The following is a 19419-nucleotide window of genomic DNA, read 5'->3' as shown; positions in this document are numbered from 1 at the left end:
ATCGCCCCCGTGGACGGCAGCTCCTCGGCGGCCACCTCGTCGCAGGCGAGGACGACGTACCAGCGGTTACCTTCACGCTTCACGCTGACCGTCTTCACGCGGCCCTGCACGGGCCGGTACTGGTGCACGCGGACATGCCCCACGCCCTGGAGGCGGACGCGGGTCTGCGGATCCTGGGGCGCCGAGTCCCAGCGGCAGCCGTCACCGTCCCTGGGGAAGGTGACAGTGTCGAAGTGCCCGACGCCCTTGAAGCGCGGGTAGCCCGGGGCCTGCCCGGCCTTCACGCGGCGGAAGAACCCCTGGAACGCCTTGTCCAGGCGGCGCAGGGTGGCCTGCTGCGAGGAGAACGACCAGCGCCCTTGCCGCCCGGGGTCACACGCGCGGATCTCCTTGAGCTGCGCGGACTGATCCCCGTACCTGACGGTCGTCTTCGAGGCGTGCCGGTAGGCGTCGCGCCGCTCTTGAAGGGCGCCGTTGTAGAGCGAGCAGTGGTCACGCAGCATCTCGCCCAGCGAGACCGCCTGACGGGCCGTGGGACGCAGGAGGAACTTGTACGCGCGGATCACGAGCCCTCCCCCTTCTTCCACGGGCGTTCCCACTGGGTGTCGATGTACTTCTCGACCGTCGCCGCCGAGACGGCGCCGGCCGACGCCGCGAAGTACGACGACGACCACAAGGTGGGCATCCGCGACTTCAGGTGCGGGAACTCCTCACCCAGGACGCGGGAGGTGAAGCCCTTGAACTGGTTGGCCACGTACGAGGCCGACGACTTCGGGTCGTGCTGCACGAACAGATGGACGTGGTCGGGCACCACCTCAAGGGCGAGAATCTCCCAGCCGCGCTCCTCCGCCTTCTGCCGGATCAGTTCCTCCAGTCGTTCCGCGACCCGGCCGCCGAGGACCGGACGGCGGTACTTCGGGCACCACACCACGTGGAGCCCAAGGTCATACACGCCGCCGGAGAATCGGCGAACCTTCCTGGTCACAGTCACGCGATCAATATAGACACGCCACAGGTCTAGTGCGGCAGAAAGGACGGCTCAGGTGAAAACCATGGATCCATGCACACCGCTGACATCAAAGCAGGACTCAGAAACCATTCCCCACCCCGCTAAAGCGGGGCGCCCCCCGGCCAGGTTCTGATGGAGAACACGCAGGACCCGCGGGGGCCGCACCGAGCCTTCACACCGCCCGCCGACTTCGGGCCGGGCGCCCTGTTCGTTCACGAGCCGGGCCCCAGGCCGGTGGTCCCGCCATGGGCCGCCGTCGCCGTGCTGGCGGTCCTGGCCGTGGCGGGGGTCGCCGCGAGCGGCGGTACGGGCGGCGGTGCCGTCGCGGCGGTGGGCGGCTGCGCGGTGCTCGGCTCCCTGACCGTGCCCGCGCTGCGCCGCCGCGCCTGGGAGCACACCCGCCCGGACGCGGTCGGCTTCGACGCCCGCGGGATCCTGGTGCGCTGCGACGGCGGCGCCCCGTTCCACGTCCCCTGGCGCCACGTGCGCCGCCTCGACACCGGCCACGCCCGCGTCCGCCTGCCCGGCAACCAGTGGACCGCCTACCAGCGCCGCCGCGCCCAAGGCCTCGAACCCGACTGGCTCCGCCTCTGGCTCGTCCCCGGCGCCGCCCCCGAGGCCGAACGCACCCTGAGCGCCCTCGCCTCCTGGCGCCGCACCGACGAGGACGCCGTGCTCCTCCTCCGCTTCCACCGCGGCGTCGACCTCCCCGAACTGGCCACCGCCGCCCGCGAACACGCACCCCAGGGCGTCCGCCTCGGCCTCTGAACCCCGCCTCGCCTCTCCTCTCGGCTCTTCTCAGCGCTCGCGCACGTGCACGTGGCCCTCCTCGGGATAGGCGGGCGGGGCAGGCGGGAGGTGGTGGGTGAGGGGGTAGCCGCACTTCTCCGCGACGCGGCAGGAGGCGGTGTTGTCGGCCTGGTGGAGGAGTTCGAGGCGGTCCGGGGCGTGCGGGGCCAGGGCGGTGAAGGCCCAGGCCGTGAGGGCTGCCAGGGCGCGGGGGGCGACGGAGCGGCCGCGGGCCTCGGGGGCCGTCCAGTAGCCCACCTCGCCGGGGCGCTTGAGGACGACGCCGCCCAGCAACGCGCCCTCCGGGCCGGGTTCGGCGACGGCGAAGGCGTGCCGGGTTTCCTCCGTCCAGGCGTCCCGTTGGGCGTGGATCCAGTCGAGCGCAGCCGGATCGTCCTCCATTCGGTGCGTGGCCCAGCGGCGGAGTGCCGGGTCGCCGCGGTGGGCCGATGCCACGGCCGGGGCGTCCTCGTCGCGCCACGGGCGCAGTACGAGGGTGTCCGTGCGGAGTGTGCGCAGGGCCTGGACCGACCAGGCCAACGCGGGGCTCCGGCTTTCGGGCGCGGGCCAGCCGTTGACGACGGCGAGGAGGCGGAGGTACCGCTCCCAGCACGGATCGGCCGCGCGTTCGAGGCGTGCCGCGAGACGGTGGCGCAGGTCCGGGCCGTCGGGCCTGCCGAGGAGGGTGGCCTGGTGCGCGGCGAGCGCGTCGGCCACGGCCGCCGCCTCCGGCGCCGCCGGGTCGGTCCCCGCCGCGAGCGCCGGGCCCGCCAGGTCGCACGCCACCGCCACGATGTCCGCGCGGGGCGGAACGGACGCGGGGTGCTCCGCGCCGTACTCGTCCGCCATCCCGCGCAGACTCGCCCGGAAACCGTTTTCCCGGACGAGCCCGGCGAGCTCGGCCCACGCCCGTATCTGCTCGGGCGTGGGCTCTGCGGGAAGCTCGGGCCGCAGCGAGGCGGCGAGGGGAGCGAAGGGCGTAGGGGGCTCGCCGTCGGGGGTGAGGACCGTGGCGAGGAAGTCGTCGACGAGGCGGTGGCGTTCGGCTTCGGGGAGGGTGGCCAGGCGGTGGAGCTCTTCGAGCTCCTCGGGAGCGGCGGCGGACTCGGCGGCCGCGGTGAGTACGGCGTGGCGGAGGCGCAGGGCGCGGATCTGGACGGCGAGGGCCTCGGCGTGCGCGGCGGCGACCTCGGGGAAGGTCGTCTCGCGGTCGAGGACCCCGCGGACGGAGTCGAGGCCGACGCCCAGGGCGCGGAGCGTCCGTATCAGGTCGAGGCGGGCGGCGGCCTCCCCGTCGTACAGCCGGTATCCGGCGGGGCTGCGGCCCGCCGGGGGCATCAGGCCGCGGTCGGACCAGTAGCGGATGGTCTTGACCGGGATCCCTGTGCGCTGGGCCAGTTCGCCGATCGCGAGAAGCGCGTCACCGTTCATGCGCTCACTCTGACGTCTCCCCTCGCTGGAGACTCCACCGCCCCGGCGGGCCCGGCAGGGGCGACGCGCGCCAGCCCAGCCAGCGGCGTACGGCGACGAGGATCACGGGGCCCGTCGGGGGCCGGTCCGCGTACTGGGCGTACTTCGCGCGCAGCACGGTGACGGCGGCGGCGTGCGCCGCGCCGTCGCCGGGCGGTACGACGTGGGCCTCGCCGTCGGCGCGTGCCCACCACAGGCGGGTCCAGTCCGCGTCGTAGGCGTCGGCGAGGAGGCAGACGGACGGGTGCGCGGCGATGTTCCGCAGGCGCTTCAGCCGCTGCGTCGACTTCGGCTTCGCGTCGACCGCCGTGACGATCTCGGCACGCCCGCCGTCGTCAGGGCCGCGTACGGCGAAGACGACCGGGACGAGGTGGGGCCGCCCCTCCTCGTCCACCGTCGCCAGGCGTGCGACCGGCTCAGCCGCGAAGCGGCGCCGCGCCTCGTCCTCGTTCATGGCGGGCACGGGCCGGACCTCCGGGGCGGACGGGTCAGGCGGGCACGGCCGCCGCCCGTCACGTTGAGCAGGACGCGGGCTCCGGGTGCGACGCGTCCCTCGCGCACGGCCGCCCGCAGGCAGGCGACGCCGACGGCGGCCGGGGGCTCGATGTCGATGCCCTCGCACTCCTCGAAGAGCGCGGCGGCACGGCGGGCCGCGCCCTCGTCCGCGACGAGGACGGTGCCGCCGGAGGCGCGCAGCGCGTCGCGCACGCCGCCCGCGGTGGCGAAGGGAGGGGCGGAGTTGAGGAGTTCGGGGGCGTACGTGGACGGGGCGTACGTGGACGGGGCGTGCGCGGATGGGGCGTACGCGGACGGGGCGCGCCCCAGCGGCGTACGACCGCCGTGCCACGCCTGCCGGAGCGGTGCGTACGCGGCGTTCTGGCAGAGGACGAGGCGCGGCAGGCCTGGCCCGCCGCCCCCGGCGAGGATCCGGCTCGCCGCCTCGTGCACGCCGAGCGCCCCCGCGCCGCTGCCCACGGCCTGGACGTAGACGTCGGGCAGGCACCCCATCGCCTCGTACGCGGCGAGCGCGACGACGCCGAGGCCGTCCCTGCGGCCGACGTTACGGACGCCGCCCTCGCCGACGTACGCGGGGACGAGGCGACGAGCCTCGCGGCGCACGCGATCGCGTCGTCGTAGGAGGAGTTCGGGAGGCCCCGTATCCGGACGACGGAGTGCCCGTTCCCCCTCCCCCGCATTCCGAATTCCAGGGCCCGCAGCGCGGATTCGGGAACGACGAGAAGGCACGGCGTACCGGAATCGCGGCACGCGGCGGCGAATGCGGCGGCCGTGTTTCCCGCCGACGCGACCACGAGGGTTCCCGCGTTCTCGGGAATGCGGGCCAATACGGTACGGGCCTCAAGTTCCTTGAACGTACCGGTCTCCATATGGCAGCCCTTTTCGGGCCAGTAGCCGCTGAAGGAGATCCACAGTTCGGTGAGGCCGAGCGCGGCGGCGAGCCTCTCGCTGCGGTAGACGGCGGGGAGGCAGGAGCCCGGGACCTCGCGCCGTACGGGCAGCCAGCGCGCGTACCGGAAGATGCCGGACGCCGCCGGGTCGACGGGGAACGCGCCGTCCGCGTACCGGGTGCGCAGCAGTGCGCCGTCCCCGCAGACGGGGCAGGCCGACGCCAGCCCGTCGTCCGGTACGTCGCACCCGCATCCGGCGCAGCGGAGCGCGTAGTGCAGGGCATAGCGCAGGGCGTGGCGGAGGGGGACGCGCGTGCCTGTTCCGGTCGATCCGGTCATGGGGCGCCGCCGTCCCGCAGGGCCCCGGGCGGGTAGACGCGGCGGACGCTCGTGCCGAGGCGGCCGAGGTCGGCGCCGTAGACGTGCAGCGACACCGCCCGTCCCGGGCCCGGGTTGCGAACCAGGTGGATGTCGCCGGGCGGCGCCAGGCTGCTCACGTCCCCCGCGCGGTTGACGCGCCTCCCCGCGACTTCCAGCGCCCCGCCCGCCGGGCGGAACCGCCGCTCGTCCTCGCACCCCTCGTACACGCCCGTGGCGCACCACGCCACATGGTCGTGGACGGGGGTCTCCTGGCCGGGCAGCCAGACGAGCGCGACGACGGAGAACGCGCCGACAGAGCCGTCCAGATCGGCGCGCTCGGCGTGCTCGGCGGGCTCGGCGGGCTCGGCGTGCAGCAGGTGCTGCCGGTATCCGGCCGGGTCGCCCTCGCGCTGCTCCGGCGCCAGCAGCGCCGGTGCGGAGAGGAAGGGCCGCAGGCGCTCCGCCACGCGCGCGGCCCGCAACTCCGGGCCGTCGGCGGTGGATTCCCGTACGGCCTCGCGCAGCGCCTCGCGTACGGACGCGACCAGGGCCCGGAGATTCCCGCTCTCCGCCTGGGCGGGCGCGGAATCCGTCGGTATCGCCACGGCAACTCCGTTCCGCCCGGCGGTTTTTCCGCGAGCTGCTGGAGAGTTTCCGAACACCGCGAGAAACGATCCGCTTTCCCGGCAGATTAACAAGGGCCAGGGCCCGCCGCACTCCGGGAATTGGGGGGGGTTACGCGCCGCCGCCAGGGCGCCGCAGCATCGCCCACGTCCGGGGGCCGCCGTCGGGCAGCTCGACCTCGCCGGTGACGGCGAAGCCGAGGCGCTCGTAGAACCGTACGTTGCTCTCGGTCGAGGTCTCCAGGAACGCGGGCTGCCCCGCGCGGTCGGCGGCGTCGAGGCCCGGGCGTATGACGGCCGTGCCGAGCCCCCGCCCCTGCGCGCCGGGGGCCACACCGACCGTGCCGAGGAACCAGGCGGGTTCGGTGGGACGGTACGGGTCCAGGGCGCGCTCGGCGGAGTCGAAGGCGAACGCGCGCTCGCCCGCGAGCTCGCCCAGTTCGGGGCCGATCTCGGTGAAGGCCGGGCTCGGGTCGCGCTCGGGTGTGGTCCACACGGCGACGGCGCGCGCGCCGTCGGCCACCCACACCCGCCCGTACACCAGGCCGACACGGGTCAGGAACAGCTCCTGGAAGCGGGCCACGCGCTCCTCGTGGTCCTCGGCGGAGATCACGTGCCGGGTGAAGGAGTAGTCGGCGAAGGCGCTGGTGAGCGTGGTCACCGCGGTCGGTACGTCGTCGGGCACGGCGGGCCGTACGCCGGGGCGGGCGCGGGCGTCGTGCCCGGTGGCGAGGTCGTTCATCGGCTTCGCTTCCTCTCATGTCGTGTCGCACGTCGTGTCTCACGTCGTGTCGCACCTCGTGTCGCACGTCGTGACTCGCTCTGCGGCGGGTCACCGGCCTTAACGATCAAGACCCGGCGGTCGTGCCCGCGCGCGTGCCCGCGCCCGGAACCCGGATGCGCCCCCGGAAATCGGATGCGCGCCCGTGACCCGTGTTGCGAGGATGCCGTGCGGGACGGCCGCAGGGGAAAGGGAATACGGAATGAGCGCATCCGACGGAGCGTCAGCGACCCCCGCCTGCCTGATCCTCACCGGCATGCCGGGCGCGGGGAAGTCGACGGTCGCGCCCCTGGTCGCCGCGCGGCACGCGCGTGCCGCGCGCGTCAACGGCGACGTCCTCTCGTACATGGTCGAGAGCGGCCGCGTCGGCTTCAACGGCACGCCCTCCGAGGAGTCCCGCCGTCAAGTGCTGCTCTGCGCCCGCAACATGTGCTCCCTCGCCGCGAACTTCGCCGACGCGGGCATCACGCCCGTCCTCGAACACGTCGTCGCCGACCGCGAGGTGCTGGACCTGATGACGGGGCTGCTCCGCCCCCGCCCGGTGCGGTTCGTCGTGCTGGCCCCCTCGCCCGAGGTCTGCGAGCGCCGCAACGCCGCCCGCGCGCCCGAGGAGCGCATCGGCTACCCCATCGCGCCGCTCTACCGCGCGATGGAGGAGAAGCTGGGCGACGTCGGCTGGTGGCTCGACAGCTCGGACCTCACCCCCGAGGAGACGGCCGCCACGATCGTCGCCCACGCCGCCGGGAAGGCCACGCTCTGAGCGAGCTCAGGCGAACGGATCGCCCCTGACCCCCGCGAGCCGCACCAGCCCCGGCCTCCCCGGCCCGTCGGGCTCCACGAGGACGTACACGGTGTACGTCAGCTCCACGCCCTCCGCGCCCTCCGCACGCTCCGTCACGCGCGCCCGCGCCCACGCCAGCACCTCGTCGACGTCCGCCGCACCCCGTACCTCGTACTCGTCCGCGCACACCCGCCGCCGGTCCCAGCAGTACACCCGGTACCGCGGCTCCTCGTCCTCCCAGGCGGTGTCCCGGGGGTCGACTCCTCGTACGTCCATGCCGGAGACCGTAATCTGCGGGGCGAGCCACCGAGTCCCCGAACACTGGGAGTCGACCCCCATGTCACGTACGTGGCCCGTCTCGGTGAAGGGTGTGGTTCTGGATCCGCGGGAGCGGGTGCTCCTGCTGCGCAACGAGCGCGACGAGTGGGAGCTGCCCGGCGGGCGGCTCGAGGAGGCCGACGCCTCGCCCGAGGCCGCCGTCGAGCGGGAGATCCATGAGGAGACCGGCTGGCAGGTCGCGGTGGGGCCGCTGCTGGACACCTGGATCTACCAGCCGTTCCCCCGTACCCGTCCCGGGAGCCGCGTCCTGATCGTCACGTACGGGTGCGCGTTGCTGACTCCGGGGGCTGAGCCCGTGCTCAGTCACGAGCACGCGGCGCTCGGGCTGTTCACGGCGGCGGAGGTCGAGGGGCTGCGGATGCCCGACGGGTACAAGCGGTCGGTCAGGGCGTGGCGCCCGCGCCCGCGCAGAGGCCGCCGACGCCGCGCATGAGTCGGAGTGCAGGGGGTCGTAGCGGCTCCCTCCCCTCCGTTCACCGCTTCCCGGCCGCCGCGCCGTCCGGCTCCGGCTCCGGCTCCGGCTTGTCCCGTACGGACACCGGGTGCCCGTACGGGCGTGGCTCCTTCAGGCCGGCCGCGCCCAGGACCGCGACCGTGAAGACGGCGAGTGCGGCGCCGAGCGCGGTCCGCAGGCCGTGGGCGTCCGCCAGCATGCCGAACAGCGGCGAGCACAGCCCGCCCGCCGACATCGTCAGCCCGAGCGTGAGCCCGCTGGCGGTGCCGGGCCGGGTGGGGAGGTAGTCCTGAGCGAGCGTCACCTGCGGGGCGAACGGGACGAAGAGGGCCGCGCCGCTCAGCACCGTCGCGGCCACCAGGAACGGGAAGTCCGGGGCCCAGACGACCCCGGCCAGCGCGGGGACGCTCAGCACGTATCCGGCGCGCACGGTGGCCGTACGGCCGTGGCGGTCGGCGGCCCAGCCGCCCAGCAGCGTGCCCACGGCGCCCGCCGCGGTGAACGAGGTGAGGACGGCCGCGCCCTTGCCCGGTCCCACGTGCAGCGTGCGCTCGGCGTGCAGGGCGACGAGCGCCGTGACGGTGACGTACGGGATGGACCAGCCGACGACCGTCGCCACGAGCCTGCGGAACGCCCGCCAGTCGTCCCGCGCGACTCCCGCGTCCCCCGCGTCTCCCGCGTCTCCCTCGACTCCTCGCGCGGGGCGGCGCGTTGAAGATCCCGGCGGCGCTTCGGGCGCCCTCCCGCGCCGCGGCCGTGGGGACCGTACGGACCGCGCGGCCCAGACCAGCGCCGTCACCAGCGCCGGGATCGCGAGCAGCGCCGTGCCGCGCAGGCCCGCGACGCCGACGAGGAACGTGACGCACGCGGGTGCGAGCGCCGCGCCCAGCGTGCCGCCGACGGCGAAGACGCTCATGCCCTTCTGCGAGGAACCGCCCGCGGCGCGGGCCATGCTGGTCGCGGGCGGGTGGTAGGCGGCGAGGCCGAGTCCGGCGAGCGCCGCGCAGAGCCAGGTGAGCGCGTAACCGTGCACGAGCCCGATCCCCGCCACGCCCAGCGCGGCCGTCAGGAAGCCGACGGGCACCATCCAGTCGCGGGGGCGGCGGTCCGCGAGGATCCCGAAGAGGGGCTGGCCCGCGCTGGAGAGCCCGGTCACCGCGAGGGCGATGCCGGACACGTCCGCGTAGCTGTAATGACGCTGCGCCATCAGGAACGGGAGCAGCGCGGGGACCGCTCCCTGGTAGAGGTCGTTGACGGTGTGCGTGCTGGCCAGGAAGCCCAGCCGGGCCTTGTTCATGGGAGTCCAGTCCTCGGGACGCGCGGAGGAACCCTGCGAGAATTCGTCAGGTCCTCAGACAAGTTAGCCAGCACCGAGGACCGGCGCAACCGGCTTGTCCTTCGCTCAGTCCCGCGCGCGCAGCCGCGTGAGCGTCGCGGCGAGGTCCTCCTCCAGCACCCGCGCCGCCTCCTCCGGCTCCCCGCGCTCGACGGCCCCGACCAGCGCCGCGTGCTCCGCGTCCCCGTGGTTGGGGTCCTGGTCGCGCGGCGCGACGAGCGCCATCAGCTCGACCAGCCCGCGCCGCAGCACGGGCGCGAACTCCGCGAAGAGGTCCGTCAGTACGGGGTTGTGCGCGGCGGCGACGAGCGCGGCGTGCAGCGCGATGTCGGCGTCGACGAACGCCTCGTCGTCCAGCTCCGCCGCCGCGCGCCGCCCCGCCAGGGCCTCGCGCAGCGCCGTACGGTCCGCCTCCGTGCGCCGCCGGGCCGCGAGCCGGACCGCCTGGACCTCGACCAGCATCCGCACCTCGTACACGTCCGCGAGCGCCGCGCGGCGCAGCCGGTCCGGCCACTCCTCGACGGGGCGGGTGGCGGTGACGAAGACGCCCGAACCCTGCCGTGCCTTCACGAGCCCGGCGCTGGCCAGCATCCGTACGGCCTCGCGCACGGTGGAACGGCCGACGCCCAGCTCCTTGGCGAGGGTCGTCTCGCCGGGGAGCTTCGTGCCGACGGGCCAGTGGCCGCCGGTGATCTGCTCACGCAGCCGGTCCATGGCCTGCTCGACCAGGGAACTGGGGCGGACAGCGCCGAGAGGCACCGGGCTCACCTCCTGCGAGGACGGGAACTGGGGGAACTTGTCTGAACCCCTGACGAGGCGCCCCCAGGCTACCGCCGTCGCCCGCCCCAGGGATCCGCCCCAGGGATCCGCCCCAGGGATCCGCCCAAGGGATCCGCCCCGGGGATCCGCCCCAGGGCCCCGAGCTGGGCTCATATCGACAGCGGATCGCCCGTGAGCACGCCCGGACTTGGACGGAAGCCCCCGGCTCCTGATCTCCTCAGAGCGCGCGCTCCCCGCTCCTGGCCCCCAGAGAGGTGCTCCGTCATGCCCGCGTCCCTCCCCCGCCGTTCCGCCCTCGCCACGCTCTCCGGGCTCGCGGTGCTCCCGCTCGCCGGGTGCGACTCGTCCGACGAGAGCCCGAACCCGAAGACCACCTCCCCGTCCCCGTCCGCCTCATCGCTCCCGTCCGACCGCCGCCGCAAGGCCGAGCGCGCGTTCGCCGCGCTGGAGCGGCGGTACGACGCGCGGCTGGGCGTCCACGGCGTGGACACGGGGAACGGGCTGACCGTCACGCACCGGCCCGACGAACGGTTCGCGTACGCCTCCACCTGCAAGGCCCTGCTCGCCGCCGCCGTGCTGGACAAGAACTCGCTCGACGGGCTCGGCAAAAGGGTGCGGTACGGGCGCGGCGACCTGATCCACCACTCGCCCGTCACCGAGCAGCACGTACGGACCGGGATGACGCTGCGGGCACTGTGCTCGGCCGCCGTCCGGCACAGCGACAACGCCGCCGCCAACCTCCTCTTCAAGGAACTCGGCGGCCCCCGGGGCCTCCAGGACGCGCTACGGGCGCTCGGCGACCGCGTCACCCGCGCCGACCGCTACGAGATCGCGCTCAGCGACGCGACGCCCGGCGACCGCCGCGACACGAGCACGCCCCGCGCCATGGCCACGGACCTGCGTACGTACGTGCTCGGCGACGCGCTGCCCGCCCGCAAGCGCGCGCTGCTGACCGACTGGCTGCGGCGGAACACCACGGGTGACGACCTCATCCGCGCGGGCGTCCCGGAGGGCTGGCTGGTCGGCGACAAGACGGGGAACGGCGGCTACGGCACCCGTAACGACATCGCCGTCATCTGGCCGCCCGACGCCGCGCCGCTCGTGCTCGCCGTCATGTCCCGCCGCGACACCAAGGACGCGGAGCACGACGACACCCTCATCGCCCGTGCGGCGCGCGTCGCCGTCGAGGCGCTCACGGACCAGGGCTGACACGCCGGAGCCCCGGAACGGTCAGAGGAAGTCCAGCGCCGTGTCGACCGCTTCCTCGATCCACTCGCGCCAGGACGAACGGCCCCGGGGACTCTGGACGACCACGTCGCCCAGGACGGCGGTCCCGGTGACATGGACGCGGGGCGCGTCCTTCGGGACCGGCTTCTTCCGCTTGCCGGTCCTGTCGCGCACGCTCCCCTTGACGCGCAGGTCCACGCCCTCGGGGACGATGAGCCGGACGTCGCCCGCCCACGCCTTCGCGGTGACGCGGAGCTCGCCGGTGGACGGGGCCCGTACGTGGGCGAGGTTCAGGGTGAGGTCGCCCAGGCCCGAGGTCGCCGTGATGCGGCCCGAGGCGTCGGGCTCGGGCCGGTCGTAGGTGGCGTCGCCCCCCTTCGACCGGTAGATCCCCGTCGCGCCGGACGCGGTCCCGTGGACGGGGGCGGAGGCGGCCTCGGGGGCGGGGAGGTCGGCGGCGATCCGGTCCAGGTCGTCGCGGTACCGCGCCAGATACGCGGCCTCGCAGCGGTCGGCCAGCTCCTCCAGGGTGAGGCGCCCCTCGGCCGTCGCCTCGCGCAGCCGCTCGACCACCTCCTCGCGCTCGGCGTCCGAGGCGCGGACGCGGGGCTCGGTCCCGGGGGTGGCTTTTCGGAGTTCGGCGGTCATGGTGTGCACCTCCTGTGGGATTCCAGCGGACCACGCGGACGCCCTTCGGCGCGTCGCCGGGCGGTACGAGATCCCCGCGCCGCGCTCCATCGAAAGATGCAGTGGGATCCGGGATCCGGCCGCGGCGGACCCCACCCCGCATAGGCTGGGCGGCGATGTCCGTACACGACGCCCAAGAGCCCACTCCGGGTCCCGCGCGGGACCGCCGCCAGGGGCCCACGTACCGCGAGCTCGCCGTCCAGGCGCTGTCGTCCGTCGAGCGGGGCTACGACCTGCTGGCGCCGAAGTTCGACCACACCTCGTACCGCACGCCCGACACCGTGCTGAACGCGACGACCCGCGCGCTGCGCCCGTACGGCCCGTTCGCGGCCGGGCTCGACCTGTGCTGCGGCACGGGGGCGGGCGCCCGGGTGCTGCGCGAGGTGTGCGCGGGGCCCGCGGCGGGGCTCGACTTCAGCGCGGGGATGCTGGCCCGCGCCGCGGCGGGGCCCGACGGGGCGCGGGTGGGGTGGGTGCGCGGCGCGGCGGGCACGCTGCCGTTCCGCCGGGGCGCCTTCGACCTGGTCGTCAGCTTCGGGGCGCACGGGCACTTCCTGCCGTCCGCGCGCCCGTCGCTGTTCGCGCAGGTGAGAGAGGTGCTGCGGCCGGGCGGCCGGTTCGCCTTCCCGCTGGCGGCGCCGCCGCGCCCCGGCTCGTCCGCGTACTGGTCGCTGCTGGGCTTCGACGTCGCGATGCGCGTGCGCAACGCGCTGTGGCGCCCGCCGTTCGTCATGTACTACCGCACCTGGCCGCTGTCGGACGTACGGCGCGAGCTGCGCGAGGCCGGGTTCGCGGTGACCCTCCACTCCCTCCCCGAACTCGGCCGCCGCCGCGACGGCTCCCCGCGCTGCCGCCTGGTCGTGGCCACGCGGCTGCCGTCCTGAGGGCTCACTGCCCCGCGGCGTCCAGGCGCCGACGCTGCTCGTCGTCGAGGCGCAGCGGGAGCGCGGCCATGGCCTCCTCGATCTGGGCGACCGAGCTGACGCCGACGACCGGCAGGAGCGGCGGGTCGTGGTCGAGCAGCCAGGCCAGGACGACCTGGTTCGGGGTGGCCCCGGTCTCCTCCGCCACCTCGCGCAGCGCGGCGAGCCGCGCGGGCGTGCCCGGGTGGTCGTACGCGGCGGGGAGCGGGACGTCCGGCCGGGTGTAGCCGCCGGAGAGCAGCGGGCTGTAGCACCACAGCCGGAGATCGTCCTCCGCCCGTACCCAGTCCAGGAGTTCGGGCGTCGCGTGCACATGCGCCGCCGAGGGCAGCGGCATGTCGAAGCGCGGCTGGAGGTACGAGTACCGGTACTGGAGATGAGTGGGGCGGGCCCGTTCACCGGCGAGGCCACGGGCGCGTTCGGCCCGCCAGAGGGCGTGGTTGCTGAGGCCGACCGCCCCCGCCGTCCCGCTCTCGACCAGACCGGCGAGGGCCTCGACGGTCTCGTCCAGCGGCACGGAACGGTCCTCGACATGCGCCCAGTAGACGTCGACGTGGTCGGTGCCGAGCCGCCGCAGGCTGTCCTCGACGGCCGCCGCGAGGGCCTTCGGGGACAGCCCTTCCGCCTCCTCCAGACCGCCGCCGGGGACGGTGGGGCGCGCGCCGCCCTTCGTACTGAGGCGGACGTCCTCGCGCGTGCCGCGCGCGGCCAGCCACGCGCCGATCACGGCCTCGCTCTCGTCGCCGGTGGCGCCGTCGGCCCAGAACGCGTAGTTGTTCGCGGTGTCGAGGACGCTGCCGCCGAGTTCCGCGAAGCGGTCGAGGATCCGGAAGGCCGTCTTCTCGTCGACGCTCGTCCCGAACGGCAGCGTTCCGAGGGCGAGCGTGCGGTGAGGGATCGTCATGGCGTGGAAGGTACCCCGGCACCTCGCATAGGTCTAGGCCAATTGTCGAGCGGGGCGGCTCACCTCAGCCCCAGGCACGGCAGCCAGCCCCGCGTGCCCCCCGTCGCCGTGAGGACGGCGCTCAGCGCGCCGCCCGCGCCGCCGAGCAGGCCCGTGCGGGACGCGGACAGCTCGCACAACTCGTCCTCCCTGGCGGAGAGATGGCGCAGCAGCCGGGTGCGGAGCAGGCTCGCCGCCGGGTGCGGTGCCGCGTGCCGGTGGAAGGCGTCGGCGACGGCCAGCACGCCGGACGCGCCGTGGCACAGGCCCAGCCGGTCCCCCGGGTGGTCGCCGAAGAGGTGGAACTCCTCGTCGTAGCCGCCCGCGAGCGTCGTGAACGCCTCGTCCGCCCACGCCGCCGTCGCCGCGTCGCCGAGCGCGTCGGCGGCGTCCCACAGGGCCCAGGCGACGCCGGGCGTGCCGTAGCACCACGCCTGGCGGGTACGGGCGCCGGGCGGCGGCGCCAGCCCGTCGAGCCCCGCGCCGTCCCACGTCCGTACGCCCCGCGCGTCCGTGAACGCCTGCGCCGTCAGCCAACGGACCGCGTTGCGCAGCGCGTTGACCCACTCCGGGCGTGTCCCCAGGTGGCGTACGGCGGCCGTGAGCGCGACGGTCACCCCGGCGACGCCGTGGCCCATGCCCGTGTTCACGCGGCCGTCCATCCAGTCGAGGAGCTCGTGCCCCGCGTACCGCGCGCGCAGGCCGTCGAGTTCGGGCGCGTCGCAGAGGGTGGCCAGGCGGTCGGCGTACGGGGCGAGATCGACGCTCGGCGCCGCGCTGTCCAGGCCCGCCGTCAGGGCGAGCAGCACGCCGGAGGGGCCGAGGACGAGGTCGTAGTCGGCGAAGGTCACCTGGCCGTAGGGGGCCTGGCCGTGGGGCACTTGGCCGTGGGGCGCGGGGCCGCCCGGCGCGTCGTCGCCGAGCAGGCGGTCGCGCAAGCGGTCGGCCACGGCGTGCAGTTCGGGGTGGACGGCGGCGGCGTGGCGCAGCCCCACGAGCGTTCCGGCGAGCCCTCCCCCGTACAGGCCCCGCTGCCCGCCGCCGCCCCGCCCGGCGCCGCGCGCCCACACGACGGTCGCGCGGGACGCGGCGGCGACCGCCGACGGCTCGCCCGTCTCCGCGAGCAGCGCGGCGAGGACGGGGACGGCGGGGTCGCCGGGCGGGGTGTCGTCGGCGGCGGTACCGGTGCCGTGGGGGCCGGGGGCGCGTTCGCTCCAGCGGGTGAGGAGGTCCGTGGCGAGGCGCAGGGCCTGGGCCCGGATCACGGCGTCCGTCGCGGCCTCCTCCGTCGAAGTCGTCTCCGTCACGGGTGTCCTCACGTCCTGTGTGGTGGGGCGTACGGAAGATGCGGCGGCGAGAGCCGCCCGGCCGGGGGCCGGGCGGCTCGGTGCGCGGTGGACGACCGTCAGCAGACGATCACGGTGCAGACGACGACCGTGCAGAGGCCACTGCACTGGCCCGTGTCCATCGACGTGTCGTCCGGCAGGGCGGACTCGCTGATGCGTGCGTCGAGGTCGTCGATCAGGTTGTCCAGGTCAAGGGCTTCGATCTTGGCAGGCATGGTGCTTCCCTTCTCTCACTTCTCTCTGTGGATGGGGCGTCCGCCCCTGCGCACGGCCGCCGTACGACGGCCGTGTGCCGGGGAGGTCTGGGGCGCCGCACGCGGTGGCGTGGGCGCGGGCCGCGTCGGCGGCGAGTGCGTCGGCCGTACGGTCGTACGGCAGCCGGAGCAGGAGCTGCGTGGCGACGGCGGCACCGTCGTGCGCGGGGTCGCGGAACGCCGGGGAGCCTTCGGCAGGGGAGCCGACGCCCGGCGTGGGGAGCGCCTCCTCGAACCACAGGGCGTCGCCGTCCGGCGCGGACTGGCACAGCCGTTCCAGCGCCTGGAGCGCCGGGAGGGCCGCGAGGTCGACCGGGACGGGCTTGCCGCCCGGCTCCGTCCGTACGTAGCCGAAGCGCGGCAGTCCGGCGGCGCGGCGCAGCGCCGCCAGCCGCTCGGCCTTCACCGCCTCGGGGTCCCCGGGCCGCCACAGCCGCGCCCGTGCCAGCCGCCACTGCGCGGGGCTGACCACGAGCCGCCCGCCCACCGTCAGCCTCGGCACGCGCCACGCCTCGGGGAACGCGCCCGCCAGTCCGCCCAGTTGGACCGCGTACTGCGACGCCGGATGCCCCGCCGAGGTCAGCAGCCGCAGCAGCCGGTCGTACGGCGGGACCGGCGTACGGGTCCCGTGGTGCACGGGCAGCAGGCGCACGCCGTCGGCCCCGTCCTCGGCGACCAGCGTGCCGTCGGGCGCGCGGCGGAGGGTGATGCGGTGCAGCGGCAGGTGCCGTACGGAGGCGAGCGCGTCCGGCGGGTGGTAGAGCCCGGTGTTGGGGTCGCCGGTGCACCAGGTGGTGACGGCGGGGCGGCGGACGGCGTTGGCGGCGGGCTCGCCGAGCGGCGGGACGAGCAGCTCCACGAACCGGACGCCGGTCGCGCGTTCGTAGGCGGCGAGGAAGGCGCGGTACGCGCGGACGTTGCCGTAGCCGCCGTGGTGCGCGCCGAACACGTCGAACGCGTCGAGCGCCTCGGCGAAGCGCGCGTCCAGCACACCGGCGGGCGACGCCGACTCCAGCACGGCCACGGGCCCGTCGCCCCCCGCGAGGGGGCGCAGCAGGCAGTCCGTGGGCCAGCTCTCCACCCAGGCGGGGACGGGGGGCGCCCCCAACTCGTCCAGCAGCGCCTCGTCCAGATCGACCTGTTCCTCGTCCAGCCGGGCGGCGAGACGGCCGAGGAGACGCCCGTACGCCGAATCCGGCGTCCGCGCGGGCCGCCACCCCGCGTACCGCGTGCGCGGCACGGGACGGACGGTGCCGTTGTCCGCGTCGTCCGCGTCGTCCGCAGCGAGAAGGTCCAGCAGCGGGCGCGGCTCGGAGTCGATCCCCTCCGCCTCCTCGGGCAGTGGCCGACGGGGGATCCGGCCCGCCTCGAAACGGTCGGCCCGGTCGGCCCGGTCGGCGTCACGCAGCGCGGCCAGCCGCCGGGCGAGCCGCAGCCCGTCCGCCACGCTCGCCGCGCCCTCGGCGGAGACGGCGGACGCGGTGGCATCCGCTCTCCGGTACGAGTCGAGGAACCATCCGCGCGGCACCTCGTGCCGCACCGGCGCCTTGGCCACGCCCGCCGTCCAGCCCAGCCGCCGCGACTCCGGCACGGCGCAGACCTGGAGCACTCCGAGCCGCAGCAGGTGGTCGAGGAACCCCCGCAGTACGCGGCGCCCCTCCTCCCCGTGGCCGCCCACCAGCGCGGCTTCCAGGTCCCCCAGCGCGCACGGCCCGTCGTCGAGCACGCCCAGCACGGCGTCCAGCACCCCCGTCCGCCGCAGCCCGACAGCCCGCAGCCGCGAGGCCGCACGCGCCGGCCCTGGAGCCCCGCCCGGGCCGTCGTCCTCCTGCCCCAAGTCGGCGGCGTGGCAGCGGAACTCGTCGGGGGTGGTCCAGTGCAGCGGGGTGAGGGCCAGGAGGGTGTCCGGCGGCGCGGTGGAGAGGTCGAGGGCGCGGAGGGAGGCCCAGAGCCGGTGGACGTTCTCCGTGGAGTCGGCGGCGACGGCGTCCAGCCGTGCCCCGTACGGGAGAAGCGGGACGTCGCCCCGCGCACCCCCCGCGGCGACGCCCACCGGCACGGCCGCGAGCTGCCCCGCCCAGCCGCGCGGGGTCGTCTTGGCGGCGGTACGGGCCAGCGCCCGCCACACGTAACCCACGCCCTTGCGAGGGCGCTTCCCGCCCCAGGGCTCACCGGCCCGCAGCCGCCGCTCCAGGTCGTCGAGGAGCCGAGGCGAGGAGGCGGTCACGAAGTCGTGAAGCACGGGCTGCGCACCGGCCAGCCCGAGCAACATCCCGCCTACACGCGCCCGTTCGACGACGACGTCCTCCGCGAAGCGGACACGCGCGTCACCGAGCGCGGCGGCGCACCGGGCGAGTGCGGCGAGCTCGCGGGCGAGGCCGGGACGGACGATGGATATCGCGAGGTACGCGGCCCGCTCCACGTCGCCGGACGCCGCACGGTCCACGTCTCCGGACTCCGCACGGTCTGCGTCCGCGTGCAGTACGTCCACCCGGCCCGCGTGGAGGGCGCGGCGTAGGGCGAGGACCGCTCTGCGGGCGGGGACGGAGAGGCGGGGGTCGGGGACGATCTCTGTGCCGAGGCGTTCACCCAGGGTGCGGGCCAGGGCGGCGAGGCGTTCCGTCTCCTCGTCGAGGGCTGCGGCGCGGGCGGCCAGTGGCTCGTTGCCCGCGGCGGCCCAGCTCTCCCAGGGCATCCCGGCCACGCGGGCGAGGGCGACGGCGCCGAGCCGGGGGCTCTCCTCGGGGTCAGGCGTGGGCGGCATCGTGGTCCCCCTCCTCCGCGAGCGCGTCGGTCAGCAGCCCCTGGCGCGCGGTGGAGAGGGCGCCGCGGTTCCAGTGGAAGACGGTGGCGTACGCGGCTGCCGCGCGGGGCCCGACCGTCGCCGAGCCCGCCTCGAAGTAGCCCCGACGCCACCGTTCCCCCGCCTCGCGCGCCGCGTCGGCGTGGGCGGCGAGCGTGGTGCGGCGCTCCTCGGGGAACGCGGCGAGGAGCTGCTCGCGCGGGGCGCGCCAGCAGCTGACGATGCCCTCGGCCGCGCGCTGCCGCGCCGCGAGCGCCGCCGGGTCCGCCGGGCCCGCGCCGCGCACGCCCCGCCCCGTACGCTCCCGGACCGCCTCCCACACCCCGCGGTGCTCCCAGCCGACGATCCCGAGCCCGGTGAAGCACTCCCTCAGCAGCAGCAACGAGTGCCGCCACGCGGCGAGTTCACCCTCGCGCCCCGGTGCGGCGAGGTGGTGGTCGAGCCAGGCGAGCGAGTCGGCGGTGAAGAGGCCGTGGACGTACGGCATGGAGGCGCGGCCGCCGAAGAGGTAGTGCTCGGGCTCGTAGACGGCGCAGACCGGCGCGTGGCGCAGGGCCTCGCTCCCCTTGAGGCGGCGCAGAAGCGCGGCGCGCAGCGGGCTCGGGTCGGGATCCGCCGCCTCGAACCGGGCCCGGAGGCCGGGCTCCTTGTGCATGAAGAAGACGTTGCGCACCCGGCCGTCGTCCAGGAACTCGTGGGATATCTCCCGAAGCTGGGCATACGCCTCGGAGCGGTCCCGGGTCGCGGGCGCGAGGTTGAGCTGCACCCACGGCGACGGCCACACCGGCGTCCGCACCATGGGCCGCCCGGCCACGGCGGCGACCGCGGCCACCGACCTGCCCGCCGCGAGCGCTGCCCCGAGCAGGGCCCGCCCCCGTGTCCGTACGTCCCGCGCCCTCACCCCGAGCGGGGTCGGCCGCGCTGCCTCGGTCTTCGACAATTCCGTTCCCCTCGCCAGGAGTTCCGGACCCACGGCGCCGCATCACGCCGCTTTCGAGGGTTGCCCGGACTCCGGCTCGATGAAGAACAGATCGGCATTCTTCATATAATGAACGGAAGTGCGACGGCGCACTCACCCCTCGCACCCACGGGTGACGGACATCCGCGA

The 19419-nt window shown here is 75.4% G+C and carries 21 protein-coding genes and 1 pseudogene; 5 read left to right on the top strand and 17 right to left on the bottom strand.

Annotation, left to right across the window (positions count from 1 at the left end; all coding sequences use genetic code 11):
* The coding region (locus ACGF3A_RS33865) for an RNA-guided endonuclease InsQ/TnpB family protein (RefSeq protein WP_393734257.1) at nt 1-566 on the bottom strand (566 nt) is incomplete at its 3' end.
* The gene (tnpA, locus tag ACGF3A_RS33860) at nt 563-985 is read right to left on the bottom strand and encodes an IS200/IS605 family transposase (RefSeq protein WP_393734276.1); all 423 of its coding nucleotides are present in this window, start codon (nt 983-985) and stop codon (nt 563-565) included. The genes ACGF3A_RS33865 and tnpA, both read right to left, overlap by 4 nt.
* Nucleotides 986-1141: 156 nt before the next feature.
* On the opposite strand from tnpA, the gene ACGF3A_RS33855 reads away from it, so the two are divergent.
* Entirely contained in the window at nt 1142-1777 is a 636-nt protein-coding gene (locus ACGF3A_RS33855) for a hypothetical protein (protein WP_393734256.1), read from the top strand.
* 30 nt (nt 1778-1807) lie between these two features.
* Here ACGF3A_RS33855 and ACGF3A_RS33850 read toward each other — a convergent pair whose 3' ends face one another.
* The 6 genes and pseudogenes from ACGF3A_RS33850 to ACGF3A_RS33825 form a co-directional block, all read right to left on the bottom strand.
* Nucleotides 1808-3229: a GNAT family N-acetyltransferase gene (locus ACGF3A_RS33850; RefSeq protein ID WP_393734255.1), complete on the bottom strand. Its 1422-nt coding sequence runs from the start codon at nt 3227-3229 to the stop codon at nt 1808-1810.
* A 4-nt stretch (nt 3230-3233) separates the two neighbouring features.
* Nucleotides 3234-3731: a TIGR03668 family PPOX class F420-dependent oxidoreductase gene (locus ACGF3A_RS33845; protein ID WP_393734254.1), complete on the bottom strand. Its 498-nt coding sequence runs from the start codon at nt 3729-3731 to the stop codon at nt 3234-3236.
* The gene (locus ACGF3A_RS33840; protein WP_393734253.1) at nt 3719-4513 is read right to left on the bottom strand and encodes a pyridoxal-phosphate dependent enzyme; all 795 of its coding nucleotides are present in this window, start codon (nt 4511-4513) and stop codon (nt 3719-3721) included. Before ACGF3A_RS33840 ends, ACGF3A_RS33845 begins: the two co-directional genes overlap by 13 nt.
* A gap of 14 nt (nt 4514-4527) precedes the next feature.
* Nucleotides 4528-4653, bottom strand: a pseudogene (locus tag ACGF3A_RS33835) (hypothetical protein); the annotation flags it as partial.
* A 356-nt stretch (nt 4654-5009) separates the two neighbouring features.
* Nucleotides 5010-5639 (bottom strand): cysteine dioxygenase, encoded by a 630-nt coding sequence (locus ACGF3A_RS33830; RefSeq protein ID WP_393734252.1) that lies wholly within the window; start codon nt 5637-5639, stop codon nt 5010-5012.
* 130 nt (nt 5640-5769) lie between these two features.
* Nucleotides 5770-6399, bottom strand: coding sequence for a GNAT family N-acetyltransferase (locus ACGF3A_RS33825; protein WP_393734251.1), 630 nt, complete (start codon nt 6397-6399; stop codon nt 5770-5772).
* A gap of 241 nt (nt 6400-6640) precedes the next feature.
* Here ACGF3A_RS33825 and ACGF3A_RS33820 point away from each other — a divergent pair, with 241 nt between their 5' ends.
* Complete coding sequence (locus ACGF3A_RS33820) at nt 6641-7198, top strand: AAA family ATPase (RefSeq protein ID WP_393734250.1); 558 nt, start codon at nt 6641-6643, stop codon at nt 7196-7198.
* Between the two features lie 6 nt (nt 7199-7204).
* Here the strand turns inward: ACGF3A_RS33820 and ACGF3A_RS33815 are convergent, their stop codons facing one another.
* Entirely contained in the window at nt 7205-7495 is a 291-nt protein-coding gene (locus tag ACGF3A_RS33815) for a hypothetical protein (RefSeq protein WP_393734249.1), read from the bottom strand.
* Nucleotides 7496-7556: 61 nt separating this feature from the next.
* Between ACGF3A_RS33815 and ACGF3A_RS33810 the strand changes: the two genes are divergently transcribed.
* Nucleotides 7557-7991 (top strand): NUDIX domain-containing protein, encoded by a 435-nt coding sequence (locus ACGF3A_RS33810; protein WP_393734248.1) that lies wholly within the window; start codon nt 7557-7559, stop codon nt 7989-7991.
* Between the two features lie 40 nt (nt 7992-8031).
* Here the strand turns inward: ACGF3A_RS33810 and ACGF3A_RS33805 are convergent, their stop codons facing one another.
* A complete protein-coding gene (locus tag ACGF3A_RS33805) occupies nt 8032-9309 on the bottom strand; it encodes an MFS transporter (RefSeq protein WP_393734247.1) in 1278 nt (425 codons plus the stop codon).
* A 105-nt stretch (nt 9310-9414) separates the two neighbouring features.
* Nucleotides 9415-10107 carry a FadR/GntR family transcriptional regulator gene (locus tag ACGF3A_RS33800; RefSeq protein WP_393734246.1) on the bottom strand — a complete coding sequence of 231 codons (693 nt, stop codon included), beginning with the start codon at nt 10105-10107 and terminating at the stop codon, nt 9415-9417.
* A 285-nt stretch (nt 10108-10392) separates the two neighbouring features.
* On the opposite strand from ACGF3A_RS33800, the gene bla reads away from it, so the two are divergent.
* Nucleotides 10393-11337 carry a class A beta-lactamase gene (gene bla / locus ACGF3A_RS33795; RefSeq protein WP_393734245.1) on the top strand — a complete coding sequence of 315 codons (945 nt, stop codon included), beginning with the start codon at nt 10393-10395 and terminating at the stop codon, nt 11335-11337.
* Nucleotides 11338-11358: 21 nt separating this feature from the next.
* Here bla and ACGF3A_RS33790 read toward each other — a convergent pair whose 3' ends face one another.
* Nucleotides 11359-12003 (bottom strand): DUF1707 domain-containing protein, encoded by a 645-nt coding sequence (locus tag ACGF3A_RS33790; RefSeq protein ID WP_393734244.1) that lies wholly within the window; start codon nt 12001-12003, stop codon nt 11359-11361.
* Between the two features lie 155 nt (nt 12004-12158).
* Between ACGF3A_RS33790 and ACGF3A_RS33785 the strand changes: the two genes are divergently transcribed.
* Nucleotides 12159-12926 carry a class I SAM-dependent methyltransferase gene (locus ACGF3A_RS33785; protein WP_393734243.1) on the top strand — a complete coding sequence of 256 codons (768 nt, stop codon included), beginning with the start codon at nt 12159-12161 and terminating at the stop codon, nt 12924-12926.
* 4 nt (nt 12927-12930) lie between these two features.
* Here the strand turns inward: ACGF3A_RS33785 and ACGF3A_RS33780 are convergent, their stop codons facing one another.
* The 5 genes from ACGF3A_RS33780 to ACGF3A_RS33760 all read right to left on the bottom strand — a co-directional run bounded on the left by ACGF3A_RS33780 (nt 12931) and on the right by ACGF3A_RS33760 (nt 19251).
* Nucleotides 12931-13869, bottom strand: a complete 939-nt coding sequence (locus ACGF3A_RS33780) for an aldo/keto reductase (RefSeq protein ID WP_393734242.1) — start codon at nt 13867-13869, stop codon at nt 12931-12933.
* Between the two features lie 59 nt (nt 13870-13928).
* A complete protein-coding gene (locus ACGF3A_RS33775) occupies nt 13929-15215 on the bottom strand; it encodes a lanthionine synthetase LanC family protein (protein ID WP_393734241.1) in 1287 nt (428 codons plus the stop codon).
* A gap of 98 nt (nt 15216-15313) precedes the next feature.
* Complete coding sequence (locus tag ACGF3A_RS33770) at nt 15314-15469, bottom strand: hypothetical protein (protein ID WP_393734240.1); 156 nt, start codon at nt 15467-15469, stop codon at nt 15314-15316.
* Entirely contained in the window at nt 15444-18272 is a 2829-nt protein-coding gene (locus ACGF3A_RS33765; RefSeq protein ID WP_393734239.1) for a lantibiotic dehydratase, read from the bottom strand. Before ACGF3A_RS33765 ends, ACGF3A_RS33770 begins: the two co-directional genes overlap by 26 nt.
* Nucleotides 18256-19251, bottom strand: coding sequence for a thiopeptide-type bacteriocin biosynthesis protein (locus ACGF3A_RS33760; protein WP_393734238.1), 996 nt, complete (start codon nt 19249-19251; stop codon nt 18256-18258). Before ACGF3A_RS33760 ends, ACGF3A_RS33765 begins: the two co-directional genes overlap by 17 nt.
* Nucleotides 19252-19419 lie beyond the last annotated feature (168 nt).

Origin of the sequence: Streptomyces sp. NPDC048172, from assembly GCF_043202595.1 — a bacterium.
Classification (GTDB): Bacteria; Actinomycetota; Actinomycetes; order Streptomycetales; family Streptomycetaceae; genus Streptomyces.
This window is presented reverse-complemented; position numbering and strand designations above follow the sequence as displayed.